At 46.5% G+C, this 22,436-nt stretch carries 26 protein-coding genes; 19 read left to right on the top strand and 7 right to left on the bottom strand.

The window, feature by feature from the left end; genetic code table 11:
• Window positions 1-155 precede the first annotated feature (155 nt).
• On the bottom strand, window positions 156-923 hold the full coding sequence (locus ACZYR9_RS13810) for a copper amine oxidase N-terminal domain-containing protein (RefSeq protein ID WP_488979073.1): 768 nt from the start codon (window positions 921-923) through the stop codon (window positions 156-158).
• Between the two features lie 180 nt (window positions 924-1,103).
• On the opposite strand from ACZYR9_RS13810, the gene ACZYR9_RS13805 reads away from it, so the two are divergent.
• The 9 genes from ACZYR9_RS13805 (at window position 1,104) to ACZYR9_RS13765 (ending at window position 10,185) form a co-directional block, all read left to right on the top strand.
• On the top strand, window positions 1,104-2,366 hold the full coding sequence (locus ACZYR9_RS13805; RefSeq protein ID WP_488979072.1) for a hemolysin family protein: 1,263 nt from the start codon (window positions 1,104-1,106) through the stop codon (window positions 2,364-2,366).
• A gap of 447 nt (window positions 2,367-2,813) precedes the next feature.
• Entirely contained in the window at window positions 2,814-3,743 is a 930-nt protein-coding gene (locus ACZYR9_RS13800) for a metallophosphoesterase (RefSeq protein WP_488979071.1), read from the top strand.
• A 299-nt stretch (window positions 3,744-4,042) separates the two neighbouring features.
• Complete coding sequence (locus ACZYR9_RS13795) at window positions 4,043-4,507, top strand: hypothetical protein (protein ID WP_488979070.1); 465 nt, start codon at window positions 4,043-4,045, stop codon at window positions 4,505-4,507.
• A 143-nt stretch (window positions 4,508-4,650) separates the two neighbouring features.
• Window positions 4,651-5,286: a TVP38/TMEM64 family protein gene (locus ACZYR9_RS13790; protein WP_488979069.1), complete on the top strand. Its 636-nt coding sequence runs from the start codon at window positions 4,651-4,653 to the stop codon at window positions 5,284-5,286.
• A 61-nt stretch (window positions 5,287-5,347) separates the two neighbouring features.
• Window positions 5,348-5,590: a hypothetical protein gene (locus tag ACZYR9_RS13785; protein WP_488979068.1), complete on the top strand. Its 243-nt coding sequence runs from the start codon at window positions 5,348-5,350 to the stop codon at window positions 5,588-5,590.
• Window positions 5,591-5,693: 103 nt separating this feature from the next.
• Window positions 5,694-6,854 (top strand): DUF418 domain-containing protein, encoded by a 1,161-nt coding sequence (locus ACZYR9_RS13780; RefSeq protein ID WP_488979067.1) that lies wholly within the window; start codon window positions 5,694-5,696, stop codon window positions 6,852-6,854.
• Window positions 6,855-7,636: 782 nt separating this feature from the next.
• A complete protein-coding gene (locus ACZYR9_RS13775) occupies window positions 7,637-8,620 on the top strand; it encodes an aldo/keto reductase (RefSeq protein ID WP_488979066.1) in 984 nt (327 codons plus the stop codon).
• Window positions 8,621-8,785: 165 nt separating this feature from the next.
• A complete protein-coding gene (locus ACZYR9_RS13770; RefSeq protein ID WP_488979083.1) occupies window positions 8,786-9,202 on the top strand; it encodes a MarR family winged helix-turn-helix transcriptional regulator in 417 nt (138 codons plus the stop codon).
• Window positions 9,203-9,216: 14 nt separating this feature from the next.
• Window positions 9,217-10,185: a ring-cleaving dioxygenase gene (locus ACZYR9_RS13765; RefSeq protein ID WP_488979065.1), complete on the top strand. Its 969-nt coding sequence runs from the start codon at window positions 9,217-9,219 to the stop codon at window positions 10,183-10,185.
• A 95-nt stretch (window positions 10,186-10,280) separates the two neighbouring features.
• Here ACZYR9_RS13765 and ACZYR9_RS13760 read toward each other — a convergent pair whose 3' ends face one another.
• Window positions 10,281-10,592 (bottom strand): hypothetical protein, encoded by a 312-nt coding sequence (locus tag ACZYR9_RS13760; RefSeq protein WP_488979064.1) that lies wholly within the window; start codon window positions 10,590-10,592, stop codon window positions 10,281-10,283.
• 160 nt (window positions 10,593-10,752) lie between these two features.
• On the opposite strand from ACZYR9_RS13760, the gene ACZYR9_RS13755 reads away from it, so the two are divergent.
• Window positions 10,753-11,841 (top strand): LLM class flavin-dependent oxidoreductase, encoded by a 1,089-nt coding sequence (locus ACZYR9_RS13755; protein ID WP_488979063.1) that lies wholly within the window; start codon window positions 10,753-10,755, stop codon window positions 11,839-11,841.
• A gap of 76 nt (window positions 11,842-11,917) precedes the next feature.
• Here the strand turns inward: ACZYR9_RS13755 and ACZYR9_RS13750 are convergent, their stop codons facing one another.
• From ACZYR9_RS13750 to ACZYR9_RS13740, 3 genes are read right to left on the bottom strand one after another with little or no spacing between them, the layout of a single operon-like run.
• The gene (locus ACZYR9_RS13750; protein ID WP_488979062.1) at window positions 11,918-12,364 is read right to left on the bottom strand and encodes a DUF1284 domain-containing protein; all 447 of its coding nucleotides are present in this window, start codon (window positions 12,362-12,364) and stop codon (window positions 11,918-11,920) included.
• Window positions 12,365-12,384: 20 nt separating this feature from the next.
• A complete protein-coding gene (locus ACZYR9_RS13745) occupies window positions 12,385-14,082 on the bottom strand; it encodes an ATP-binding cassette domain-containing protein (protein WP_488979061.1) in 1,698 nt (565 codons plus the stop codon).
• The gene (locus ACZYR9_RS13740) at window positions 14,073-14,906 is read right to left on the bottom strand and encodes an energy-coupling factor ABC transporter ATP-binding protein (protein ID WP_488979060.1); all 834 of its coding nucleotides are present in this window, start codon (window positions 14,904-14,906) and stop codon (window positions 14,073-14,075) included. The genes ACZYR9_RS13745 and ACZYR9_RS13740 overlap by 10 nt, the downstream gene beginning before the upstream one ends.
• Before the next feature lie 124 nt (window positions 14,907-15,030).
• Between ACZYR9_RS13740 and ACZYR9_RS13735 the strand changes: the two genes are divergently transcribed.
• Window positions 15,031-15,630: a biotin transporter BioY gene (locus ACZYR9_RS13735; protein ID WP_488979059.1), complete on the top strand. Its 600-nt coding sequence runs from the start codon at window positions 15,031-15,033 to the stop codon at window positions 15,628-15,630.
• A gap of 77 nt (window positions 15,631-15,707) precedes the next feature.
• Here the strand turns inward: ACZYR9_RS13735 and ACZYR9_RS13730 are convergent, their stop codons facing one another.
• Window positions 15,708-16,307, bottom strand: coding sequence for a YitT family protein (locus ACZYR9_RS13730; protein WP_488979058.1), 600 nt, complete (start codon window positions 16,305-16,307; stop codon window positions 15,708-15,710).
• Between the two features lie 719 nt (window positions 16,308-17,026).
• Here ACZYR9_RS13730 and ACZYR9_RS13725 point away from each other — a divergent pair.
• From ACZYR9_RS13725 to ACZYR9_RS13710, 4 genes are all read left to right on the top strand, one after another.
• A complete protein-coding gene (locus ACZYR9_RS13725) occupies window positions 17,027-17,194 on the top strand; it encodes a hypothetical protein (protein ID WP_488979057.1) in 168 nt (55 codons plus the stop codon).
• A gap of 103 nt (window positions 17,195-17,297) precedes the next feature.
• Window positions 17,298-17,465: a XapX domain-containing protein gene (locus tag ACZYR9_RS13720; protein ID WP_488979056.1), complete on the top strand. Its 168-nt coding sequence runs from the start codon at window positions 17,298-17,300 to the stop codon at window positions 17,463-17,465.
• 185 nt (window positions 17,466-17,650) lie between these two features.
• Complete coding sequence (locus ACZYR9_RS13715; RefSeq protein WP_488979082.1) at window positions 17,651-18,634, top strand: aldo/keto reductase; 984 nt, start codon at window positions 17,651-17,653, stop codon at window positions 18,632-18,634.
• 168 nt (window positions 18,635-18,802) lie between these two features.
• Window positions 18,803-19,009, top strand: a complete 207-nt coding sequence (locus ACZYR9_RS13710) for a hypothetical protein (RefSeq protein WP_488979055.1) — start codon at window positions 18,803-18,805, stop codon at window positions 19,007-19,009.
• Here the strand turns inward: ACZYR9_RS13710 and ACZYR9_RS13705 are convergent.
• Complete coding sequence (locus ACZYR9_RS13705) at window positions 19,006-19,206, bottom strand: DUF6199 family natural product biosynthesis protein (RefSeq protein WP_488979054.1); 201 nt, start codon at window positions 19,204-19,206, stop codon at window positions 19,006-19,008. The two genes, ACZYR9_RS13710 and ACZYR9_RS13705, sit on opposite strands and share 4 nt — an antisense overlap.
• A 186-nt stretch (window positions 19,207-19,392) precedes the next feature.
• On the opposite strand from ACZYR9_RS13705, the gene ACZYR9_RS13700 reads away from it, so the two are divergent.
• The 4 genes from ACZYR9_RS13700 (at window position 19,393) to ACZYR9_RS13685 (ending at window position 22,377) form a co-directional block, all read left to right on the top strand.
• Window positions 19,393-19,884 carry a CBO0543 family protein gene (locus ACZYR9_RS13700; RefSeq protein WP_488979053.1) on the top strand — a complete coding sequence of 164 codons (492 nt, stop codon included), beginning with the start codon at window positions 19,393-19,395 and terminating at the stop codon, window positions 19,882-19,884.
• Window positions 19,881-20,357 (top strand): CBO0543 family protein, encoded by a 477-nt coding sequence (locus ACZYR9_RS13695; protein ID WP_488979052.1) that lies wholly within the window; start codon window positions 19,881-19,883, stop codon window positions 20,355-20,357. Before ACZYR9_RS13700 ends, ACZYR9_RS13695 begins: the two co-directional genes overlap by 4 nt.
• 133 nt (window positions 20,358-20,490) lie before the next feature.
• The gene (locus ACZYR9_RS13690; protein WP_488979051.1) at window positions 20,491-21,060 is read left to right on the top strand and encodes a DUF421 domain-containing protein; all 570 of its coding nucleotides are present in this window, start codon (window positions 20,491-20,493) and stop codon (window positions 21,058-21,060) included.
• A 219-nt stretch (window positions 21,061-21,279) separates the two neighbouring features.
• Window positions 21,280-22,377, top strand: coding sequence for a DUF3900 domain-containing protein (locus ACZYR9_RS13685; protein ID WP_488979050.1), 1,098 nt, complete (start codon window positions 21,280-21,282; stop codon window positions 22,375-22,377).
• The last annotated feature ends 59 nt before the right edge of the window (window positions 22,378-22,436 follow it).

The raw sequence follows: 22,436 nt of genomic DNA, 5'->3' as shown, positions 1-22,436 counted from the left end.
TGCAAAATGTATGGACTAAAGACGCTTTTGTAAATCGCATGCGCATGAATGACGAACATCGGAAAGCCGTATGAGGGAAAACTTCACGTACGGTTTGATGAGGAGGGGCTGAAAAAAAAAAAAAAAATTCAGTCCTTTACTCTAGATGCTATTGGTCAAGGCAATTTGACAGATGCCCTATATAAGCGTTGATCCCACTGGACCGCGGCACCCAGCGTTTCGGACACAAGGCGAAGCGGTACATACATCCGGCTATCCTCGAGAATTTGCAGCGGAACAGGGATGGAGACTGGCTTGCCGTTGACCTCGGCGGTGGAGCTGCCATCCCGCAGCTTCAACGTGACTTTGCCGCTCGTGATCACAGCCGTCCTGGTTGCGGCATCCCATTGGAAGCCGGCTTTCAGCGACGTGATAAAAGGCCGGATGGGAACCAGGGTAGTATCCTTTAGGATAAAGCCGTGAAAATCAGGCACATATCTGTCGTTGATTTCGATCTGTACCTTGGGCTTGTCCAGCTTGCGCACGACAAGCGCATTGCTGAGCTTCTGATTTTCTCCGGAATGCACAAGCTCTCCCGAATCCAGCAGCGTCCCGTTTGGAAATCGGTTGTATGGGTTGGACTCATAGGCGCTAAAGAAAGTGCCGTTTACCGCGGCTGCAGCCCGTTCTCTCTCAATCATGGAAACGAAGTCCTCGTCATGTCCGATTCCTCCTTTGGCTACTGCAGGGGCAAGCTCCAGCGTCGGATCGGTCAAATCGATTCGGACAACATTCACCTGGAAGGCTTTACCCAATGCGGTCACTTGAAGTGTCTCGGAGCTTATAGAGCTGGAGGATTGGGCAAACGCCGAGCTGCTCCCCGTGAAAAGAGCGGCGCTCAGCAGCAGGGTCATACCAAATTTGAATGCTTGCTTATGAAACATCGTTCGGATCTCCTTTATGATCGATTAAATACAGAAGGTTTGGTATTCGGTATGCTACAAACTTCGGACGAATATGTGCAATTATGACAGTTTTGGCTTGTTCATGAATAATTTGATAGAATGGATAGTATACTAGGTTTTTAAAATGATCAAACCATTATACAGGAGTGTGAATGACAGTTGGACGATTTACCCTTATCCTTGTTATTAACTTTGAGTGCATTAATTTTGTTATCGGCATTTTTTTCATCGGCGGAAACCGCTTTTTCCAGTGTGAACAAAATCAGATTGAGAAATTATGTGGATGAAAACCGCCATGGCAGCAAGAAGGCGTTATATATTGTCGAAAATTTCGATAACGCCTTGTCCACCATACTCGTTGGCAACAATATTGTAAATATTGCCGCGGCCAGTATTTCGGCGAAAGCAGCCACGGATTTGTTTGGGGCCAGCACAGGACTTGTTGTCAGTACATTTGTGATGACGGTAATTATCTTGATTTTTGGTGAAATTCTTCCTAAATCCATTGCGAAAGAGCATGCGGAATCCTATGCATTGAAAATATCGGGAATATTGCTGTTTCTCATTACGGTTTTAACTCCGATTAATTATCTGTTCAGACAATTGAAGCTCATCGTCTCCCGGCTTTTCTCCAGCGATTCGAAAAATGCGCCTTCGGTAACCGAAGAGGAAATCAAGGTGATGATCGATATCAGTGAAGAAGAAGGGGTTATTGATAAAGAAGAAAAAGAATTGGTTCACCGTTCATTGGAGTTTAATGAGGTTCTGGTAGGAGAAGTTTTTACACCCAGACCGGATGTGATTGCAATAGAAGTGGATCAGCCCATAGAGGAAATCAAGCGTGTATTTTTTGAAGAGAGGTTTTCAAGAATTCCGGTTTATGAAAAAAACATTGATAACATCATAGGAATTCTGTCGGAACGTGAATTTTTGGCGGAGGTTCTTCAGCACAAGGAAGTTGATATAAGAAAGCTGTTACGAAAACCCATGTATGTGGTTAAGTCAATGAAAATCGCTACTTTGTTACTTGAACTGCAAAAAAGTAAAGTACATATGTCCATCGTTATTGACGAATTCGGCGGTACCTCCGGGTTAATTACTTTGGAAGACATTCTGGAACAGCTTGTGGGTGAAATCTGGGACGAGCATGACGAAAAATTCAATGTCATTACTCAAACAGATGAAAATACATATGAGTTTGACGCCCAGCTCCAGCTGGATGATTTCTCCAAAATTATGAATATACAACCGCCCGAAACCAGCTATCATAATTTAGGAGGCTGGATTTTTGAAAAGCTGGAAAGGATCCCGCAAGAAGGGGATACATTCGAGTACGAAAATTTGAAAATTACGATTGTTGAAGTTGAGAAAAATCGAATCCGCAAAGTAAAAGTGGAGGGTCAAAATCCGATCGAGATGTAAGAAAACTTTGTCGCGGCAAAAGGTCCATGTCGGCCGCAGCGAAGCATGTTCAGATTTCCTGCAGGTGATGCCGCTTTAAGGGCATGGTCTGCAGGTTTTTTTATTTCCTGAGCTGTGAAATGATTGTCACTGAATTGTCAAATTTACTTTAGGTGCAAAATATTTGAAACTTTAAGATCAGTTCGAACGTATTAAACCGGCAGCTATATCGAATTCACCGTGATTATGACGCATATAGTCGATCGTCCTGGTCTTAAAGGGGTTTGAATGATGTTTGGATTAATATTTATTATCGTATACCATCTACTATTGTTCTACATCGGGTGGAATGGATGGGTCTGGTTAAAAACAACATGGGGCCCAAATAAGCTTATCCGATATCTCTTTGTGGCTGTCCTTCTTATGTTGGCTTATTCGTTTTTTCTGGGTCGGGGATTAGAAGAAAGTGTGCTGTTAGCTATCATCAGTGCGCTCTGGATCGCTCTGTTTGCTTTTTTAATCCTGCTGCTGCCGTTAGCCAATCTTTCCGTATTCATAGCCGGATGGATGCGGATATCTAAAGAGAAGGCCGTCAAACGGGTTGGGTTTACCACCATCTTTGTCTTACTAAGCTTATTTTCTTATGGCGTCTTTAACGCTTATAGTCCGGTTGTCCGAAGCTACGAAATCAACATACCGAAGAAGGTTGAAGGCAAGCCGAATCTAAACATCGTCATGGCTTCGGATATGCATTTTGGAACACTTTCCGGTGCTGCGCACGCGAATAATCTTGTTGACCGCATCAATGCTTTGGAGCCCGATCTGGTATTGTTCCCGGGGGATATACTTGACGATGATGTGGTTCAGTATCTAAAAAAAGACATGCCCCAAATCTTGAGTCGGATTAATGCCCCGGTATATGCGTCCTTAGGAAATCATGACCGGCTGCAAGGAAATACGGACCTGATTAAAGTTCTTGAGGACAGCGGCATGAATGTATTATACGATGAAGTGATAACGATCGATGAAAGCATCACTCTCATCGGCCGTAAGGACCGACGAGACCAGCCGAGAGCCGAGCTTGACGAATTCATAAAGCAAGTGGATTTATCGAAGCCCGTTATTCTTTTAGATCATCAACCTTTTGATTTGGACATCGCACAGAACAACGGTATTGATCTTATGGTGTCGGGTCATACCCATCGGGGACAGATCGCCCCTGCACATTTAATTACACAGAGAATGTATGAGAATGATTGGGGTTATTTAAAGAAAGGGCAGCTGCACTCGATTGTTTCTTCCGGATACGGATTTTGGGGGACGCCGGTTCGGATCGGCTCCCGTTCGGAAATCGTCCAGATCCAGGTGACTTTCGATCCGATCGCAAGCCAGCCTTAGAAATGCGCCGTGGTTCAATTGGAAGACGCCAAGCAAAAAATAATGCCAGTAAAACGAATGAAGCTGTTCGGCTGGAGCCGACAGTTTTTTGGATAGAGGCTTTGAACCGGAACCAAGTCAATCCTGATAAAAAATTTTTGGTATACGGACGCCATATGCGTTAACTTATATGGTGATTTTGCTCCTGGTTTTACTAGCTGTTGTACGGTTGCCGATAAAGTTTTAATAGACGGGTCATAATTCTGTCATATTTTTTATGTACAATTAGCAATATATGACTTATAAGGGAGACCCGATCTATGACAACCTTGCAGCAAGCGAACCCGGCACGTCATTTTACATTACAAGAAATTTTAAAGGTTCCTGATCTCGATATTTATCAGCAAATGGTTTGTGTGGTGCTGAGTACTTATGTCAATATGGGCGCTACAGGTATTCCTACGGTTGAAGAGATTGCCGCCCAAGGACGCATGAGCATGAAGGAAGCGACCACAGCATTACAGCAGTTAGCTGAGCAGAAGGTACTGCCGCATAAAGTATTCCGTGACATCGTGGGCGATTATGGAGACAGCCGGTTGTCTTGGGCGGCGAAGGGCTTGCTGCTCTACCTTCAGGAACACCCGCGGGCTACTCTGCAGGAGCTCATGGACATGTCTATGAATGATCAAGAAACGATCCGCATGGAGCTGGAATCCCTAAGAAGGTATGGCTATATTGGTGAAGAGTATGAAGCTTTGCTAGCCGATTTAAAAGAAGCGATATAACGAAAATAAAAACTCACATACAAGAATGTAACGACTTAAGACGTCTGGTGACAGGCGTCTTATTTGTTGAGCCGCCGATGTCAATTTCCGAAAGAGGTCGTGATATGATATGATAAAGAAGATCACAAGCGGGGAGAGAATGCATGATTAAAAAAATAGGTTTAGCGATCCTCTACTTGGGGATTGCCTATCTGATTTATATTTACGGGGCCGTTATTTTGGCATGGTTTCAGCAATCTACTAATATTGCTTTGGTTATGCTTATTGCTACTTTGATGGCCTTATTTCCGGTCATTCCGTATCCTATCGTCGGTGGAGTGATCGGCGCGGCATTTGGTCCTGTGCTTGGAGGGGTTCTCACGTGGGTAGGCTCCACGGCCGCTTCTTTATTCATGTTCTTGTTTGTTCGCTATGGGTACCAGGAATGGGGGGAAAGGATACTGCATCGTCATAACAGCCTGGGCAAAATCACGGTGCTTTTTGAAAAAAATGCATTTTTGACCATTCTCTTTACCCGATTCATTCCTTTTATCCCTTCGATCATAGTCAACGTGTATTCCGCTTTAAGCCGTGTATCGTTTGCCGCATATGCCGCAGCTTCTTCCTTAGGCAAAATACCGTCCATGCTGTTATTTGCACTGATAGGAGACAGCTTGATGACAGAGCCCAGAAATATTGCAATTACGATTGCGGTATATGGTATTTTCCTTGCGATTACTCTTTTGGTCTATCGTCTTTGGAGAAAGAACAGGGTATTGGAGACCCCTAAGCAGGTATAATAGGAACTGGATCATAAACTTACATATGTCACAATGTTAAAACGAACTTAGGAGTGTAGTTATGGAGAATGAAACTCAATTAAATGATATCCAATTAGCTGTAGAAAAAATTGAGCAGCTGAATATTCGCAATCAAAGAGCGATGATGGAATTAATCAAAAGAAGCCTGAAAATGAATGATGATGAGTTTAATAAAGAACTGCTGCTGGCCTATGCCCATCAAAATCCGGTTCATATCCTTGAAGTGGCGGTTGCTTTGCAATATGAAGAGATCATTAAAACTCTCCCGGAAAAATTCAACTAGTCAGAGCTTGTCGATGAATACGACACAAGAATGGAAAGAGGAGCGTTCAGACTGCCGCCGATCTATATGAATCGAATGTGATACGGATGAGGAGAACTTGTACATGCATGAGCTTCAAGGGCAGTACAGAGAAAGACTAGGGGAGGTAGATATTCTACGCGGTTTTGCCGTATTGGGCATCTGCGTAGTCAATATACCTGAGATGCTTGGAAGCGGCGTTGCTTTTGTATCGGAGTATTCCGGCTCCAATGCATTTTTCCGGCTTCTCTACGATATGTTCATACAGACCAAGTTTTATACCCTGTTTGCCTTTTTATTCGGGTTGAGCTTTTATCTGTTCATGCAAAGAGCAGAACGGCGGGGCTTTGCTGCCAGCAGATGGATGACAAGACGGCTGCTGATCCTTCTCATCGTCGGGATTGTCCATGGGGTAATGATATGGTTTGGGGATGTGCTGCACACGTACGCCATTCTCGGGTTTATCCTTCTCATGCTCTACAGAAGGAAGGAGAAGACAATTCTGGTCTGGAGCTGGATCCTACTTATTCTCTCGGGACTCATCACCATCGCTTCTACCTTGCTTTCCATCTTATTGGTTCCGGAAGAGCTGAGCAGCCCCCTTTTTCTGACCGTTCCGAATCTGGAAGAGCGCATCGATTTTTTGTTAACGTACAGCACATTGAACTTATTCCTGAGAGGCCCGGAGATTCTGGGGTTGTTTCTGCTCGGACTTTATGCCGGCAAGAAGGGCTGGTTTGCGGGTAAAGGGTTTTCTGCTAACAGGTTAAGGCGCATGCAGTGGATTTCACTGTTCATATCCATCCTGTTCTTTATTCCGATGGTACATTTCTATGCTTCAGATTCATCCTATAATCCAAACTATGTGTACCAATATACGTTCTTATCCGGCAAAACGATGGCCGTATTCTATATTTGTACGCTGCTGCTTTTGATTCGTAAATTCGGTGAACAATGGTTTGGAGGCTTGGCCGCGGTCGGCCGGATGGCTTTTACAAATTACTTGACGCAGTCCATCCTGACCATGCTCCTTCTATACGTTATTTTGCGGGATGCTGCTTTATGGCCTCTATGGGCATGTTTTATTTATACTGTGATTCTTTCCATGCTCCAGGTCGTGTGGAGCCGGATTTGGCTTCACCGCTATCGTATGGGACCGCTGGAGTGGGCTTGGCGTGCCGGAACCTATGGGAAATTGCCGGTGCTTCGAGAAAATCCGGCGAACCTGAAGAAGCCCAATCATTAAATGGAACACAAATAGGGACCCCATTATCTTGGATAACGGATGGTCCCTATGTTGTCTTTGACTTGTCCAATGTATTAAACGCACTCCATTTCAATCATAACTTCTGAGTTCCCGCATGCCGCTCATTATGGACATGCTTCGCTAACGTGGTCCAACGGACTCCTCTCCTTTCAGAAGAAGGTTTTATTTCAATTTCAATTCGAGTCTGCGGACCGTCGCATTCCCAAATTGAATCTTGTAAACGTCAATCATGGTCCCATACCTGTCACCTCCCGCTATAAAATTGGAATGTAATCGCAATCATTATGATGTTGACCTCCTTAACCACATCATAAAACAAATGTTAAAGATATGTAAATATTCAGAATTATCTGTAATATGGATGAAAAACTATTTTTCCGCCATTATTCGCTCCTTTTCTTCCTTTCCCTGGATTTTTCGACGAAAAGTTTCGGGCTGTTTCAAGTAAAAGTATTCCACATCACATAATGTTGTGATTAAAACGGATATCCATGATGATTAGTTTTCAAATTATCTGGTCTTTAGGAGGCCAAGTACTGGTAAGAGGTGAAAAAGACAACGGAACACAATTTACGATTTTGTTACCGAATGTTAGCTAAGCCAACGTACAAACGGAGTCCATAACGCATTGAGATGGGCTTATTTTGGAATGGTTATTATTGGAATTAGAGCTTTTGTTTGGGGAGAGCTTGCGATAAGATAAGAAGGAAGGCATCATCTTCATCGTCCGACCATTACAAAGAAAGAACAGGAGTGACAAGATGGAATACGTGAAACTTGGATCTACCGGACTGGATGTTTCCAGGCTTTGTCTTGGCTGCATGAGCTACGGAGATCCCGATAGAGGTACGCACCCTTGGTCTTTGAACGAAGAACAAAGCAGGCCATTCATTAAGAAAGCGCTTGACCTTGGCATTAACTTCTTCGATACGGCGAATGTATATTCTGACGGAACTAGTGAGGAGATTGTCGGGCGAGCGTTGAAGGATTTCGCCAAACGGGACGAAGTAGTCATCGCGACGAAAGTACATGGCCGCATGCGCCCGGGTCCCAATGGTTCGGGTCTTTCACGAAAAGCGATAATGTCTGAAATCGATAACAGCTTAAGAAGGCTTGGGACCGATTATGTCGACCTTTATCAAATTCATCGCTGGGACAATCATACGCCTATCGAAGAAACGATGGAGGCGCTTCATGACGTGGTAAAATCCGGCAAGGTGCGTTACATCGGGGCGTCCTCTATGTATGCTTGGCAGTTCCTCAAGGCTTTACATATTGCAGAGCGCAACGGATGGACGCGTTTTGTTACGATGCAAAATTATTTGAATCTCCTTTACCGTGAAGAGGAGCGCGAAATGCTGCCGCTCTGTAAAGAGGAAAAGATCGGCATCATCCCCTGGAGCCCGCTTGCAAGAGGCAGACTCACACGTGATTGGGATGAAATGAGCGCCCGTTCGGAAACGGATGAATTCGGGAAGAAGCTTTATTCATTAACGGCTGATGCCGATCGTAAGGTTGTTGAGCGGGTAGCAGAGGTTGCTAAGAAGCGCGGAGTCCCGCGTGCTCAGATTGCGCTTGCATGGGTACTGCAAAAAGAACCGGTTACGGCACCAATTGTTGGGGCAACGAAGGAGCATCATCTGGACGATGCGGTTGCGGCGCTTTCGATCCGACTGACACCTGAAGAAATTCAGAGTCTGGAAGATCCTTATGTACCGCATCCCGTCATGGGTGGCCTAAACTAAGAAGGCATCACTGCATATCGAGGAGACATCTCAAAAGGTGTCTCTTTTTTTGTTGTGTTATTATCAGTTTAGTTATATACTAATCACAGGTTTAGAACTAAACTAAAAGGGTAAGGATTAGAAAGGGAGGTGACTCGAGTGTCGGCAAACGGCGAATCCAATGCATTGACCAAGCAGGAGGAACGACGCGGAATCCTGTTATGGTTCCGGTTATCCCGTTTTTATAACCAAAGTATTCGTGAAACCAATCATCACTTAAAAAAATGGAATATGACGGCTGCCCAGTTTGATGTACTGGCCCAGGTGGGTGCAGCTGGGCGCATTACACAGCAGGAGCTGGCCGAAAAGCTTGTAGTTACCAAGGGAAACATCACCCAGCTGATTCGAAAAGTGGAGGAGCTGGGCTGGATCGTACGTGAGCAGGATTGGAAAAGCAAGTACGTGTCGCTTACAGAAGCGGGTCAAGCCTTATTTGATGAGGTTGTTCCGCTTCAAGAACGATTTCAGGCGGCACAATTCGGAAAACTGAATTCATCGGAGCAAAAGCAGCTGTACGCCTTATTAAAAAAATTGCAATCATGAAAGGATGGTTAAACATGAACGTAAAAGGGATTCATCATTTATCCGCTATGACAGGAAACGCACCGGGGAATTATCAATTCTACACGGAGGTACTCGGTATGCGCCTGGTTAAGAAGACGGTAAACCAGGATGATACATCAGCCTATCATTTATTTTACGGTGATGAAAGAGGGAATCCGGGAACCGAGCTCACCTTCTTTGACTTTCCCGGGATCGGCCCAGCAAGCCCTGGGGTGAGCAGCATTTCGGGAACGTCGCTGCGCGTGCCCAGCGATGCAGCGCTTCAATATTGGGTGGAGCGCTTCACGGAAAAAGGTGTAAAGCATTCGCCGGTTACAGAATTTGCTGGACGCAACGTCATCTTTTTTGAAGATCCGGAAGGACAAAAGCTTGCACTGGTCTCCGATGAGAAGAATAGCGGCGTTAAAGGCGGAATTTCGTGGGATAAAAGCCCGGTACCGGCTGAGTTCGGCATTATTGGATTAGGCCCGGTGAAGCTGACCGTACGTAAACCGGAATCCACCATAGCGGCACTTCGTCTCATAGGTTTTACAGAGAAAATCCGCGTTCCGGCACTTGTCGAAGGTCAAGACGATATCATTATTATGCAAACGGGTGAGGGAGGCTCGGGTGCGGAAGTGCAGGTTGAGCCGCGCAGTGATCTGGCTGTCGGGCGTCAGGGCAAAGGAGGCGTTCATCACGTGGCCTTCCGTGTGGAGGACAAAGAAGAGCTGCTTGCCTGGATCGAAGTCCTCAATAAAGCGGGATTGCCGAACTCCGGTTTTGTAGAAAGATATTATTTCCGATCCTTATACTTCCGCGAGCCCAACGGTATACTGTTCGAGCTTGCTACTGATGGTCCGGGATTTGTAACCGATGAACCATTCGAGTCTTTAGGCGAGTCGCTTTCCCTTCCGCCGTTCTTAGAGAACCGGAGGGAATCGATCGAAGCCAATCTTAAACCGCTCGAGACCAAACGTTGATCCTATTGAATAAAAAGGCAATCCCTTTCCTCATTGAGCGGGGGGATTGCCTTTTTATTATTCATCAGACTTTAGCAGGATAGCGAGTTCATCTCCTAATCGTACTTGGCGTCTTCGATTCTAGTTTTCCGGTCAACAATGAGCTCGGCTTCGGTCTCAAAATTCAAATGCAGCGGCGCAGGAAGCAGATTCAAAATCTTCTGGACCATGGGTAATTCGAAGAATTCCTCCAAAGTCCGCGGCTGTTGATCCAATTCATAAGTCCAGTTTCGTAACGCATCGATAAAAAGATAAAAGGAAGACTCGAATTCATTCGCAGCCCCTTCAGCATCATCCTGGCTTGCTCCCGACATGGCGTTCCAGTTCCTTATCGTCGTGTTTAACGACTGCTCCACCTTTGTGTTCATCCGACAACCTCCTGATAAGACAAATGCGTTCTTTCATTTTACATTGAACATTATAACAGTCTTGTGTTGAGATCGGTTAGCCTACTTCCGAATTTTACCTTAAAGATGCATAATATAAATAGTATTGATTATCAGTTCATTTTTCTAAGGAGAGGTCGCTATGAATGAGGAAAAAACAAAAGAACATGGAACGGATTTTGAATTCGGGGTATATACCTTCGGGGATCTGCTTCCTGATCCGCAGACAGGCCGGACCATCAGCGCCCGACAGCGTCTGGAAGAAATCATAGCCGCAGCCAAGCTGGCCGATGAGGCCGGATTGGACGTTTTTGGCTTTGGGGAGCATCACCGTCTGGACTTTGCGGCCTCTTCCACACCCGTTGTCCTTGCGGCGATCGCCCAGGTGACCAAACGAATTCGTCTGACCAGCGCCACGACAGTACTTAGCACCTCTGATCCCGTAACGGTCTTTGAGGATTTCGCCTCGTTGGATTTGATTTCAAACGGACGCGCCGAAATTATCGCCGGCCGTGGGGCGTTTGTTGAATCCTTCCCGCTGTTTGGATATCGTTTGGATGACTATGAAGAACTGTTCAAGGAGAAAATCGGGCTGTTGCTGGAGCTGACCGCAAATGAACGGGTAACTTGGAACGGCCGTTTCCGTCCGGCTTTGCATGATGCTGAAATCTCTCCGCGGCCGATACAAGACCCCTTGCCGGTCTGGATCGGCGTCGGGGGAACGATGGAGAGTGCGGCGAGAGCCGGCATGCTGGGAAAAGGTATGGCGATGGCGCTGCTCAGCGGCGACCCGTCCTTTTTCAAAGCGCGCGTCGATGTCTATAAGCAGGCATACCTGGAAGCCGGCCACAATCCTGCGGGTCTTAAGATATCGGTTAACAGCCACGGGTATATCGCGAAGACATCCAAGCAGGCTTTGGATGAGTTTTTTCCCTACTATGCGAATTATTGGGGTCCTCTTATGCGGGAGAGAGGCCGCAGATTCTCGTTATCACGCTCCGAATTCGATTATTTTGTTCGTCCTGAGGAGGGGCTGGCCGTGGGCAGTCCGGAGCAAATCGTAGAGAAGATTCTTTACCAGTATGAGATGTTCGGACATCACCGCTTTGTAGCCCAGATCGATATCGGCGGTCAGCCATACAGCCGGGTGGCCGAAGCTATTGAGCTGTTGGCTGCTGAGGTAGCACCGGCGGTCCGGCGCGAGATTAGCCGGCGGTCTGCCGGTGCTTGAGGAGACTCCCGCACGAGTCAAGCGGATGTAGTGTCACGTTCAAAGACATTGCCATTGAGATGGCTCACTGCCAAGATCATGGCTTTCCTGAACCGCAAGCTTTGCCGCGGCCGCTTGGCAGTGCAGCCAATCCGCTTCCTGCTGCAACACGGGCTGCCCCTTTTTCACATACGCCATAAGGCAGCCAAGGGCATGATGTGCATATCAGTGAAATGTCCCTCGGCATGATGTGATTTTCCAGAAGCTGAAGGATATCCTGCCACGAGAGCTGATCACCCGGAGCTAATCCGAGCCTTTGCAATACCGTAGCATCTCTCTCATGCACGCTTTTCGTTTCACAGTGATTGGGCTTGTCGGCAGGATAGCATCGGCAAAGATCATCGCTGCCGTGAACGATCGTCACCCATGTTGCCGGCTCGGTTCGAAGCTGCTCATATATCATCGTCATATTGCTGGTGAACTCAGGAGAATACCCCATCCCTTGAAAGCCTAATAAACATAGCAAATGATGTCGAATATCCATGGCTTGTCACCCCTTCCCTTCTAAACAAATAATCGTATCCCAACTAGAATGAAGAAAAAGATAAAGCTGATGAGCAAAGCGGCCTTTCCGGACAGTCCTTCGGTCTTAACCATAGACAAGGGCTGCGGAGATCGGTTCGTATATCCTTTCATCTCCATGGCCACGATGAGGTCTTCTACCGCTTGAAACAATGAGATCAGCAGAGGAATGACGAACACCGGGATTTCTCTTATACCGATTTGACCATGTCTGGTAGTCCGTTTGCCGCGGGCCTTGGCGATCATGGCAAATCGCTCCGTCTCTTCAATAATAAGAGGGATGAATCTGAGTACCAGAGAAGCGGTTAAAGCCAACAGCTCGGTTGGTACCTTGATCCGTTTCAGCGGACGGAGCGCGATTTCAAGCCCCAGCTTCATATTGGAAGTACTGGTTGACAGCGTAAAGACAAGGCCGATTAACGTGATGTCAAAAAAGGTGAATAATCTGCGCAAAGTTTCCTGAGCGGAACCAAAGGAAAAACCGAATCTGTCCGTCCATGGAATTCCTTGTGTGAAGCTGATCTGTATTCCGGAAATAAAAACCGCTATGGCCATGAACCAAAGCAGAGGCTTACTCATCCGCTTCAGCTTAAGACGATCCTCCCGACTGAGGAAAGATATGCTTAAGACTGCGAAAAGCAGGCCGATCCATAAGCCCTCCCATTGATTCTGAAGGATGATTCCCGCCGAGATCAGCATATAGATCAGCCACTTTAGCTTGGTATCCATACTATATATAAAGCTTCTGGCCGGCCGGTCCGCCCAAGTTCGCCGGGCTTTAGCAGAACGTTGATTACTCTTGGATTGTATCCGCTGTGTTGAGCGCTCCTCCGGCTGCCGCGGCGAGCCGCTGAGGTTGTGGGCAAGCGATTGGGCTATTTGCTGAGGTGTTAACGCGTCGGACGGAATGAGAAAGCCTGCATCGCGAAGCGAAGCGTTGACCTTCATCGCATCGGTGAGGCCGATTCCGGCTTGTACCAGCATATCTGATCTCAGGTATAGCTCCTCGGGAGTCAGATCTGCGATGATCTGTCCTTGCTCCAATAAAAGGACCCGATCAGCAATCGGCAAAAAGGCATCCAAATCATGGGTAACGAGAACAATTCCGCAGCGGCGCTTCCACTGAATCAGCTCCTCTTTCAGCCGGGTTAGCGATTTGCCGTCCAGGCCCGCTGAAGGCTCGTCAAGCAGCAGCCATGGAGTTTCGGCAGCCAGGATCGATGCAAGAGCCACCCGCCGCTTTTGGCCTCCGCTAAGAATAAAAGGGGAGAGGGGCAGAAACGATGCAGGCAGCCGTTGTCCTTTCATGGCGGTGCTGATGCGGCGAAGCTTTTCCGGATGGGGGAGTCGGTAAGCTTTTAGAGAGTAATCCAATTCACTTTGAACCGTACGGGCGAACAGCTGATGCTCGGGAAACTGAAAAGCCAGAGCGCTGCGAAGCAAAAGCGAACGGTCGATCCGGCCATTGTTCCATAAAGAGAGATCGTCATACCATACGCTGCCTTCGCTTATTTCCGTCAAGCCGGCCAGCGAGCGGAGCAGAGTGGATTTACCTGATCCCGCTTTGCCGATGACAAGTGTAATCGCCCGGTCTTGAAAGGTACATTGGATATGATTCAAAATGGCATCGGTCCGCCGATGATCCGCAAATACCGTCATTCCGCTTACTTTTATTGGCATAAGGTCATCACTGCCTGACTTAACTGATGGGGAAATAAAGGCCGGATAGGCAGCTTATGTCCAAGCTTGTGCAAAGCACCAACGACTTGCACGACATAAGGCGGCTCGAATCCGAACCGCTCACATGGAGTAGGTGCATCGGAAAGGTCCCCGCCATAAAAAAACTGTTCACAGGTTCCATCAAAGGCAAGCCGTCCCTGATCGAGCAGCAAAACTCTATCGGAGAAGCAAAGCTCCTCCATTCGGTGGGTCACCCAAACGATCGTATGCCCAGCCCTTATAAGCTTGGCGGTTGCCTTCAACACGGCATTGCGGGACTCGGGGTCCAGCATGGAGGTGGCTTCGTCAAACACGATCAAATCCGCTCTGGCGGCCAAGCAGCAGGTCATGTTCAAAAGCTGCTTTTGTCCTCCTGAAAGGGCTTTGATCGGAGTATCGAGTGGTACCGATAAACCGACCTCATTCAGCGTATGGAGCATGATTGATTTCTGTTCGTCCGGGGTGCGGTGATGAGGATCCCGCAAGCTCATATTCATTTCTTCATAGACGGTCTCACCCAGAATTTGCGTCTCCGGATTCTGCAGCACCATATGTACAGAATGTCCCTCAGTCAGGATCAGCCGACCTTCCGAAACGGGAATCAATCCGGCCAGTACCTTGGAAAATGTGCTTTTGCCGCTGCCGTTGTCCCCGATGACGGCTGTCCATGAGCCTTTGGCCAGCTCTAGGGATATCTGCTGCAGAGCCGGTTGTTCCGATGGGCCCCCATGATAATCGACGGACACCTGCTCCAATTTATAAACAGTTTGAGAAATTGCACTCATCGGTCTATCCATTCCTTTATTCACATGCTATAATGCGTATTGCACATTGTTAACCTGATCCTTGCTGATTTAGTTGACAATCAAATTAAATTATACTGTATCATAATGAAGGGAAGAAACACAATTGGCAAAAACTTTAACTTTAAGAGGCGTTGCATTCAGCGCCTTATTCGCAGCACTGGTCGTTGTTTTCGGTTATGTCAGCATTCCGCTCGGGTTTACACCGGTGCCGATCACGCTGCAAACGCTGGCGGTGATGCTGGCCGGAGGATTACTTGGAGCACGCTACGGCTTTTTCAGTATGATGATTGTCATTGTTTTGACTGCGCTTGGATTTCCTTTACTTCAAAACAAAAGCGGCATAACGGCCCTTCTTGGCCCTACCGGAGGTTACGTCGTCATGTGGCCGTTCGCTGCGCTTCTTATTGGCCTCCTGGTGAATAAAGTACGCAGCAATGGATGGCTAGGATACGTGCTTATTTTTCTGATCATGGAATGCTTCGGTTCTTTGCTCCTGTATGTGACAGGAGTTCCATGGCTTGCCCATGTGGCAGGATTCTCTTTGGACAAGGCCATGGCGGCAGGCTTTTATCCTTATCTTCCGGGAGATGCGATTAAGGCCGCTGGGGCTACCGTAATTACCGTTGCGCTTCGTCAGGTTTTCCCCCAAGCCCGCTTGACCGGGCGTGGCCATTATGGGGTTCGTCAAACCATATCAAAATAAGTATAAGCTGCCCGTTCGGGGCAGCTTTTCGTTTAAGTTAAAGTTATTCCTAATCGTCCCGCCCATTCAAATCATCTTTATTGAAAGGATGGTTTTTTATCTTTCGCAGGTACTCGTTCCGATAACAAGCCGACCACGTACACGCCAAAAGCGCTAAAAGCGGTTAAGATCAATGAAAATATGGTCTCCGTTCCCCCAATAATAAATAGACTGAGCGGATAGACCGAAGCATCCACGAAAAAAATCGATTTGCTAAGAGAAAAGCCGTAACGTAGATGAAGCATCCTGCCAAGCAGGGAGCCGCCCCCCAAGCTGGCGTTCAACCTCGAGAGAATGCCTAAGGAAATTCCCATCCAAAAGCCGCCGACGATACTGCCGATCCAAATATTCTGAACTCCAAAAGGAATGATATAATCCTGCAATAATCCGATGGCAAGGGAAAACACGATCATACTGGCTACCGATTTATAAAATAAATCACGGTATTTAAAAAAAGAATAAATGAAAAGCGGCAAATTAAACAGTAAAAGGCTTAGGCCGATATTTGTCTTAAACACATAATAAGATAGCTGGCTTAGACCGGTGATTCCGCCGTTCATAATGTGGTTAGGAACGGCAAAAAGCAGATTTCCTACAGAATAAAGAAGGATTGCTACGAATAAGAGTACATAGCGCATAGTTACACCATCCGAGATATGAGATATGATTTCTGTGATATTGTATCACACTATGGTTCAAATTTGTGGAAAAAGCTTAGCCGGAACACCGCTGCCGGGTCCGGCTAAGCTTTTTTGCCGTTGAAGATATAACGAATAATCCGGGATGTTCTTCTCCCTCCAGGAATTCTGATCAGTAGCACGGAACGATGAGGCCGGTATCGTTTTTGCGGTCTATCCATGAATTGTCCAAGCGTCATTGATTCTTTACTCATGTGATCACCCCGTAATTTGTTTATTTTAAAATATATGCCCGGGCTATTTTGTCCTATGTATATGTCGTTGAGCCAAGTTACACAATTGGAAATAGGAGGAGTTAATTGCGCACATTTTTTGGTCCGGCATCGGCGCTAATGAAGAAACGCAAGTCAATGGACTTGGAGGAGGCACCTCCTGCATTTATTCGATTAGGGGGATTTTGATGTCCGATCTTTTTACCAAGGAACTGTCCCGGATCGCTTGCAGAATGGATTATATTTGTCTAGAGCCTGAGGCCGGCTTTTGGAGCAGCTGCGAAGCCGGATTGAGTGAAACAGCATCCTGCTACGGGTGGCATCATGATTGGTTACCGGCGTGACGGGACAGGACACGATCATGCAGAAGGGACTGTTTAAGCTGCATAATTGCTCATTTCCAACAAATACTACTAAGGTAATAAACCATGAAGTAAAGTGGAGGTTATGATGAAGCACATTATTCGAGAGCATGTATCACGCGAAGCTGGTATTACAGAGCCACAGGCCGAGAGAGCGGTCAGCGCCATGCTGGATTATTTTAAAAGCAGGCTGCCTGTGGAGATGAATAATGAAATCACTGGTCTGTTAACCGGTGATGATCGAGCGGACTAACTCCCTATAGGGGGAGTTTTTTACATTCATTGGCTTGGTTGTTGAAGGGATAAGATATCCGGGAAAAAAATTTCAAACCTTTTGATAATGGAGTGTAGCATGAATGAAAGAATTATTAATGGCATTAATTGCCGGACTTATCGTTGGAGCTATTTTTAAATTGCTAAAATTACCGCTTCCAGCGCCGCCAGTCCTTCCTGGCGTAATGGGCATCGCAGGTATATATTTGGGCGGTATCCTAACGCAGAGATTAATGGAATGGTTGAAATAAATATCATCCCATTGACATCCATCGTTGTTTGAATTCATAGTGAAGATGCTCTATGATCTAGAGTGAGTAACTTGCGTTACGGCATATTCTTTTCATTTTTTGAAGCTTAGTTTAAAGGAATGAATGAGTAGTATAATGGGTATTATGGACAGCAGTTCATATTTTAGCCGAGAGGTGGAATCATGATGAAGACGAGGACTTTAGGAAGCAGCTTGACAGTGTCGGAGTTAGGGCTCGGGTGTATGGGCATGTCCGACTTTTACAGCGGCAGGAATGAGGAAGAGTCGACTCGCACAATTCATCGCGCTTTGGAGCTGGGTATTACTTTCTTTGATACGGCTGATATGTACGGCGTAGGTAAGAACGAAGAGCTTCTTGGACGTGCTCTAAAGGGAAAAAGGGCCCAAGCTATTATAGCAACCAAATTCGGTAATGTCCGAGGTGAAGATGGAGCCTTTCTTGGGGTAAATGGTCGTCCCGAATATGTTAAACAAGCTTGCGATGCGAGTCTCCGTCGTTTGGGTGTTGATTACATTGACTTGTATTACCAGCACAGAGTCGATCCTAATACCCCAATTGAGGAAACCGTTGGTGCGATGACTGATCTAGTACAGGCCGGCAAGGTTCGTTACATCGGTTTATCCGAAGCATCCGCAGCTACGGTTCGCCGCGCACATTCGGTTCATCCGATAACAGCGCTGCAAACCGAATACTCACTTTGGAGCCGTGATGTGGAGGATGAAATTCTTCCTGCCTGCAGAGAGCTGGGCATTGGCTTTGTTCCATATAGTCCGCTAGGGCGCGGTTTTCTAACAGGACAGATTCAAAAGTTCGAGGATTTGGCAGAAGATGATTATCGCCGATTATCGCCAAGATTTCAAGGAGACAATTTCAGGAAGAACCTTGAGCTTGTAGATCGAATAAAAGAAATCGCCATGAAAAAAGGTTGCAAGCCATCCCAGCTTGCATTAGCTTGGCTGCTTGCACAGGGTAAGGATATCGTGCCTATTCCGGGAACCAAACGGACCGCATATTTGGAGGAAAATATGGAATCCGTCCATATTGAGCTAACGCATGAAGAGCTAGAGCTTATCAATGAAACGTCTCCCAAAGGCGCCGCTGCAGGAACCCGTTATCCCGAGGCCACCATGAGAGGGGTAAATCTTTAAATCGAAGTGAACGGCTTGGTATTCAAGAGAATATGATTCAAATAAGCAACACCGGATATGCCGCGGCATCTGGTGTTGCTTATTTTTGTTGATGCGTTATCGGGGCGTTTAATGGAATTGTTGGCCCTGGGTAAGAAACAGTACTAATTATTATATTGGGATTGAAAATTGTATTTATGGCGAGTTCCGTCTTCTTATTTGAAACGGTTTACAAAAGCTGAAACGGACAGTGAGGCACAGCGTCATCCCCATTACGGGCGGTTCTTAAGGCTTGAGCGCGATCGCCTTGTGGAATTGACATGGGTTACCGGAGCAGGGGGAACCAAGGGATCGGAAACATTAGATATCCAATGGTACATTATGGAGTTGATTTAGAGGAACATTTTAACGCATATTCCTCCAATTCCAGCTAATGTAACCAATGCTCCTCCAAAACGGGTTGAAAAAATATACAGGTCCGAGGGTTCTGTTGCATCGTTTGATTTCCAGCTTTCCGCTATTGTCCAGATTGCACTGGGAAGAACTAACATCAACAAACCCAATAGGATTAAAAAAAGGGAGAGAAGAATCATTCCTATCCTCCTTCGAATTTGCATTTGGATAATTATAACAGTATTTCCGGGCCTGGTTCAATCCACTAAAAATGTCGGTGTGTGTAAAGACCGTGACTCTTTCTAAGTTTATGCATTTTAACCTTCGACGTCGATCATAATAACCCTGATCCGCCATTTTTTTCTAAAAGGGGAATGACCGCACTCATGAATCTGGAACGAGCGATCATCATTATCATTTGGTTACTGGGGATTGGCGTAATAGCCTGGTTGGTACCCCGGGCCAGCTCACGCAAATTTTTGTTCGGATTTCTCGTCTGCCATACTTTAACTTGGGTGAACGTCGCTCTTCATGTAAAGCTGAGCTGGCTTGCCTACCCCGTTCGGGAATTCCCTAAAGCAGCAGATATGGGATTTACGATGCAATATATGGTATATCCATGCCTTTGCGGACTTTATTTGATCTTCGAGCCCCGGCGGTCATGGACAACGAGAGCTGTTTATCTTATCGTCTGGTGCTTTGTATTAGCTTGGTTTCATCATGGACTGGCCCGATATACAGAGCTTGTGGAATATGTACATTACCATTGGTCGATGGCTTGGATTGCTTTCATCGTCATATTTGGTTGTGCAAATGCCATTGTCCGTTGTTTTTTTAAAGAAGTGATCGTCGTAAATGAAAAGGAAACCATGCCATGAAACTGGATTACATTCTATTAATTGGTGTATGGATTGTTTCTTTCATACTGATCCTAACTATACCCCGTAACAAAATACGGGTAGCCGCCATTGCCTTGCTCTTTAAACAGGCCATTACCTGGCCATTGGGTTTGCTGGCCGTTGAATATGGTTTATTGGAATACCCTGTCAGGGAACTTGCTGATATAAACCGTACCAGCTTTACCTATGAATTTCTTGCCTACCCCGTGGTATGTACCGTATTTGTCACCCGCTATCCATATCTACGAAGTCGTTGGTTCCAGTGGGGATATTATTCGGTGTATTGTACACTGCTCACCATTCCGGAGGTGATCTTAGAAAAATATACGCATTTAATCCGATATATCCAATGGAATTGGACCTGGACTTGGATTTCGCTGTTCGTTACCTTCTGGATGACAAAACATTTTTGTGATTGGTATTTTAAAGGGATTCGTTTACGGCATGAATAGCATATTGTTATTTAAAGCTGGATTAAGAGGAAAATAAGCCTAATTAACGATTGTTCTTGCTTGGGGAGAAAAGGAATAAAACCGTATTCTCTGTGAGAATATAACCCTAAACAGGTAAATTGAGGGAGAAGCTATGAATTATGTGGGTGAAGCTCTGATTATCGTTCCGGCCGGCTATTTGCTGCTCAGATTAGCCGGAAAAAAAACCGTGGCTGAAATGACAACATTGGAAATTATCACAACATTGGCCATAGGCACGTTAATCAGCCATGCGATCAACGAGGATAGTGTTTGGAAGACTATGATTGCTATGGCTGTGGTTGTCGGCATATTGATCTTAACGCAATTCATTCAATTAAAGGTGAGTAAATTCCAACAGCTGATGATAGGTAAACCCAGTATTGTCGTCAGCAATGGGCAAATCTTAGAGAAGCCGTTAAAAAAAATGAGGATGACCAAGGAACAGCTTGAAATGAGGCTCAGGCAGCATGGTATCAACACCATCTCTAAAGTAAAGACGGCTACGATCGAAGCCAACGGACAATTGGGATATGAATTGCAGCCGAACGCCGAGCCAGTTACTTATGGAGAATTGATCAACCTGCTGCATCAATTGAGGAATGGGCAACCGCTGCCGAGCTTACCTCAAGAACAAGGAACTGCCAATAGCAGTAACATTTTTACCAAAATACATAAAAATTGATATATACTCCCGCCACATTTCATTCTCCTGCTGACAAGCCTCGATCTGCCGCCCTTTCCATGAAACGCCGCACAGCGGTAACACGTTACTCCTTTAAGCGTAATCACTCCGATGGTTTTAGAACTTTTTCCTCTATGAACCTATCGGAACCTTGTAGTATACTAGGAGTCGGCCTTCCGGCCGGCGGCTTAACTATGTACTTATGAAGGGGACGCTTAGATGAAGTTTGACGTGGAGTATATTTCTTTTTTCGTAATCCAGGTGGACGGAGAGGACGGACAAGGCGGCAAGCGGAGCAAGCATTACCAGACGATGGAGGGGGATGATTACTCCATGAGCGAGCTCAGCGCGTTTTTGGACGGAGAGTTCTCCAAAACCGCCAAACGCAAAGCCGAACGCAATCCGAAGGCGGAACAGGTTCCAACCAAGATCGGCCGATTCGCGGCGGAGCCCGGATATGATCTGGACAGCAACCCGAACTATAATTTATTTGCCCGTTTACGTACAGCGGAGACGATAGATGCTTTTATGGGGCATGCCGATGAGCTGGTGACCACGTATATGGATGCAAGCGCGATTCGCGGCGGCGCCATGTTCGTCGTGCGGGCGAAGGCGAACCAGTATTTTGACGAGCCATTCCTGTTTGTGTTCAAATGCGATTTCGAGCAAAAAATTGCCCGGATTACAGACGAGCGCAGTCTGCTGAACAAAGTGGAGATGGCGATCAACGCCAAAAATATGAAATCGATCATGTACCCGCACATGCCGGAGCCGGGAATGATGGAGGTATGGGAGCTTAAAATTCATCAATCCTCGCATGCCAGATATTTTGAAGACTTCTTGAAATACGTCGAATATGAGAAATCGGTGCCGGAGCTGATGAGCGATCAGGTGCTCGGTTTTGTACAGCAATACGTTGAGCAGGTATACGAAGACGATCCGGAAGAAAAAGAACGCGAGTTTGAAGAAATGGAGCTCTGGGCCCACAGTGAGAAGCGGGAGCTTCAGGAAAAATGGGATCAAAACCAGGTGATCGAAGCGGCGTCGATCATGGTCGAGCAAAAGCCGGATCTGGAGATGAAGCTGAAGCTGGGGAATATGTCCGTGAAGGCGCTGCTCGCCGATTTCGGCGATCGGCTTCATATCGCCAAGCTGGGTGATCGATACGTCGTTGTACTCGAAGGCGACGGATTGGAGTTTGACCGGGGGATATCGCCGGTAGAGCTGCTGATGCCGGAGACTCTGGAGTCGCTTGTAGGCCGGCTGAAGGCCAAGGCGCTGGATGAAGAGCGGGCGGCTGGGGCAGTACCGTATTAAGAAGAGCACAATAAATGAGAACCCACCCTAAGGTTAGCGCCCGGGTGGGTTCTTCTCTG

The organism is Paenibacillus sp. F024, assembly GCF_057814255.1.
This window is presented reverse-complemented; position numbering and strand designations above follow the sequence as displayed.

Excerpts from the sequence above, each read along its gene's own strand:
- ACZYR9_RS13810 (WP_488979073.1), bottom strand. The coding sequence starts at position 923 with ATGTTTCATAAGCAAGCATTCAAATTTGGTATGACCCTGCTGCTGAGC.
- ACZYR9_RS13795 (WP_488979070.1), top strand. The coding sequence starts at position 4,043 with ATGACAACCTTGCAGCAAGCGAACCCGGCACGTCATTTTACATTACAA.
- ACZYR9_RS13790 (WP_488979069.1), top strand. The coding sequence starts at position 4,651 with ATGATTAAAAAAATAGGTTTAGCGATCCTCTACTTGGGGATTGCCTAT.
- ACZYR9_RS13785 (WP_488979068.1), top strand. The coding sequence starts at position 5,348 with ATGGAGAATGAAACTCAATTAAATGATATCCAATTAGCTGTAGAAAAA.
- ACZYR9_RS13780 (WP_488979067.1), top strand. The coding sequence starts at position 5,694 with ATGCATGAGCTTCAAGGGCAGTACAGAGAAAGACTAGGGGAGGTAGAT.
- ACZYR9_RS13775 (WP_488979066.1), top strand. The coding sequence starts at position 7,637 with ATGGAATACGTGAAACTTGGATCTACCGGACTGGATGTTTCCAGGCTT.
- ACZYR9_RS13765 (WP_488979065.1), top strand. The coding sequence starts at position 9,217 with ATGAACGTAAAAGGGATTCATCATTTATCCGCTATGACAGGAAACGCA.
- ACZYR9_RS13760 (WP_488979064.1), bottom strand. The coding sequence starts at position 10,592 with ATGAACACAAAGGTGGAGCAGTCGTTAAACACGACGATAAGGAACTGG.
- ACZYR9_RS13755 (WP_488979063.1), top strand. The coding sequence starts at position 10,753 with ATGAATGAGGAAAAAACAAAAGAACATGGAACGGATTTTGAATTCGGG.
- ACZYR9_RS13750 (WP_488979062.1), bottom strand. The coding sequence starts at position 12,364 with ATGGATATTCGACATCATTTGCTATGTTTATTAGGCTTTCAAGGGATG.
- ACZYR9_RS13745 (WP_488979061.1), bottom strand. The coding sequence starts at position 14,082 with ATGCCAATAAAAGTAAGCGGAATGACGGTATTTGCGGATCATCGGCGG.
- ACZYR9_RS13740 (WP_488979060.1), bottom strand. The coding sequence starts at position 14,906 with ATGAGTGCAATTTCTCAAACTGTTTATAAATTGGAGCAGGTGTCCGTC.
- ACZYR9_RS13730 (WP_488979058.1), bottom strand. The coding sequence starts at position 16,307 with ATGCGCTATGTACTCTTATTCGTAGCAATCCTTCTTTATTCTGTAGGA.
- ACZYR9_RS13725 (WP_488979057.1), top strand. The coding sequence starts at position 17,027 with ATGATGAAGCACATTATTCGAGAGCATGTATCACGCGAAGCTGGTATT.
- ACZYR9_RS13720 (WP_488979056.1), top strand. The coding sequence starts at position 17,298 with ATGAAAGAATTATTAATGGCATTAATTGCCGGACTTATCGTTGGAGCT.
- ACZYR9_RS13715 (WP_488979082.1), top strand. The coding sequence starts at position 17,651 with ATGAAGACGAGGACTTTAGGAAGCAGCTTGACAGTGTCGGAGTTAGGG.
- ACZYR9_RS13705 (WP_488979054.1), bottom strand. The coding sequence starts at position 19,206 with ATGATTCTTCTCTCCCTTTTTTTAATCCTATTGGGTTTGTTGATGTTA.
- ACZYR9_RS13700 (WP_488979053.1), top strand. The coding sequence starts at position 19,393 with ATGAATCTGGAACGAGCGATCATCATTATCATTTGGTTACTGGGGATT.
- ACZYR9_RS13695 (WP_488979052.1), top strand. The coding sequence starts at position 19,881 with ATGAAACTGGATTACATTCTATTAATTGGTGTATGGATTGTTTCTTTC.
- ACZYR9_RS13690 (WP_488979051.1), top strand. The coding sequence starts at position 20,491 with ATGAATTATGTGGGTGAAGCTCTGATTATCGTTCCGGCCGGCTATTTG.
- ACZYR9_RS13685 (WP_488979050.1), top strand. The coding sequence starts at position 21,280 with ATGAAGTTTGACGTGGAGTATATTTCTTTTTTCGTAATCCAGGTGGAC.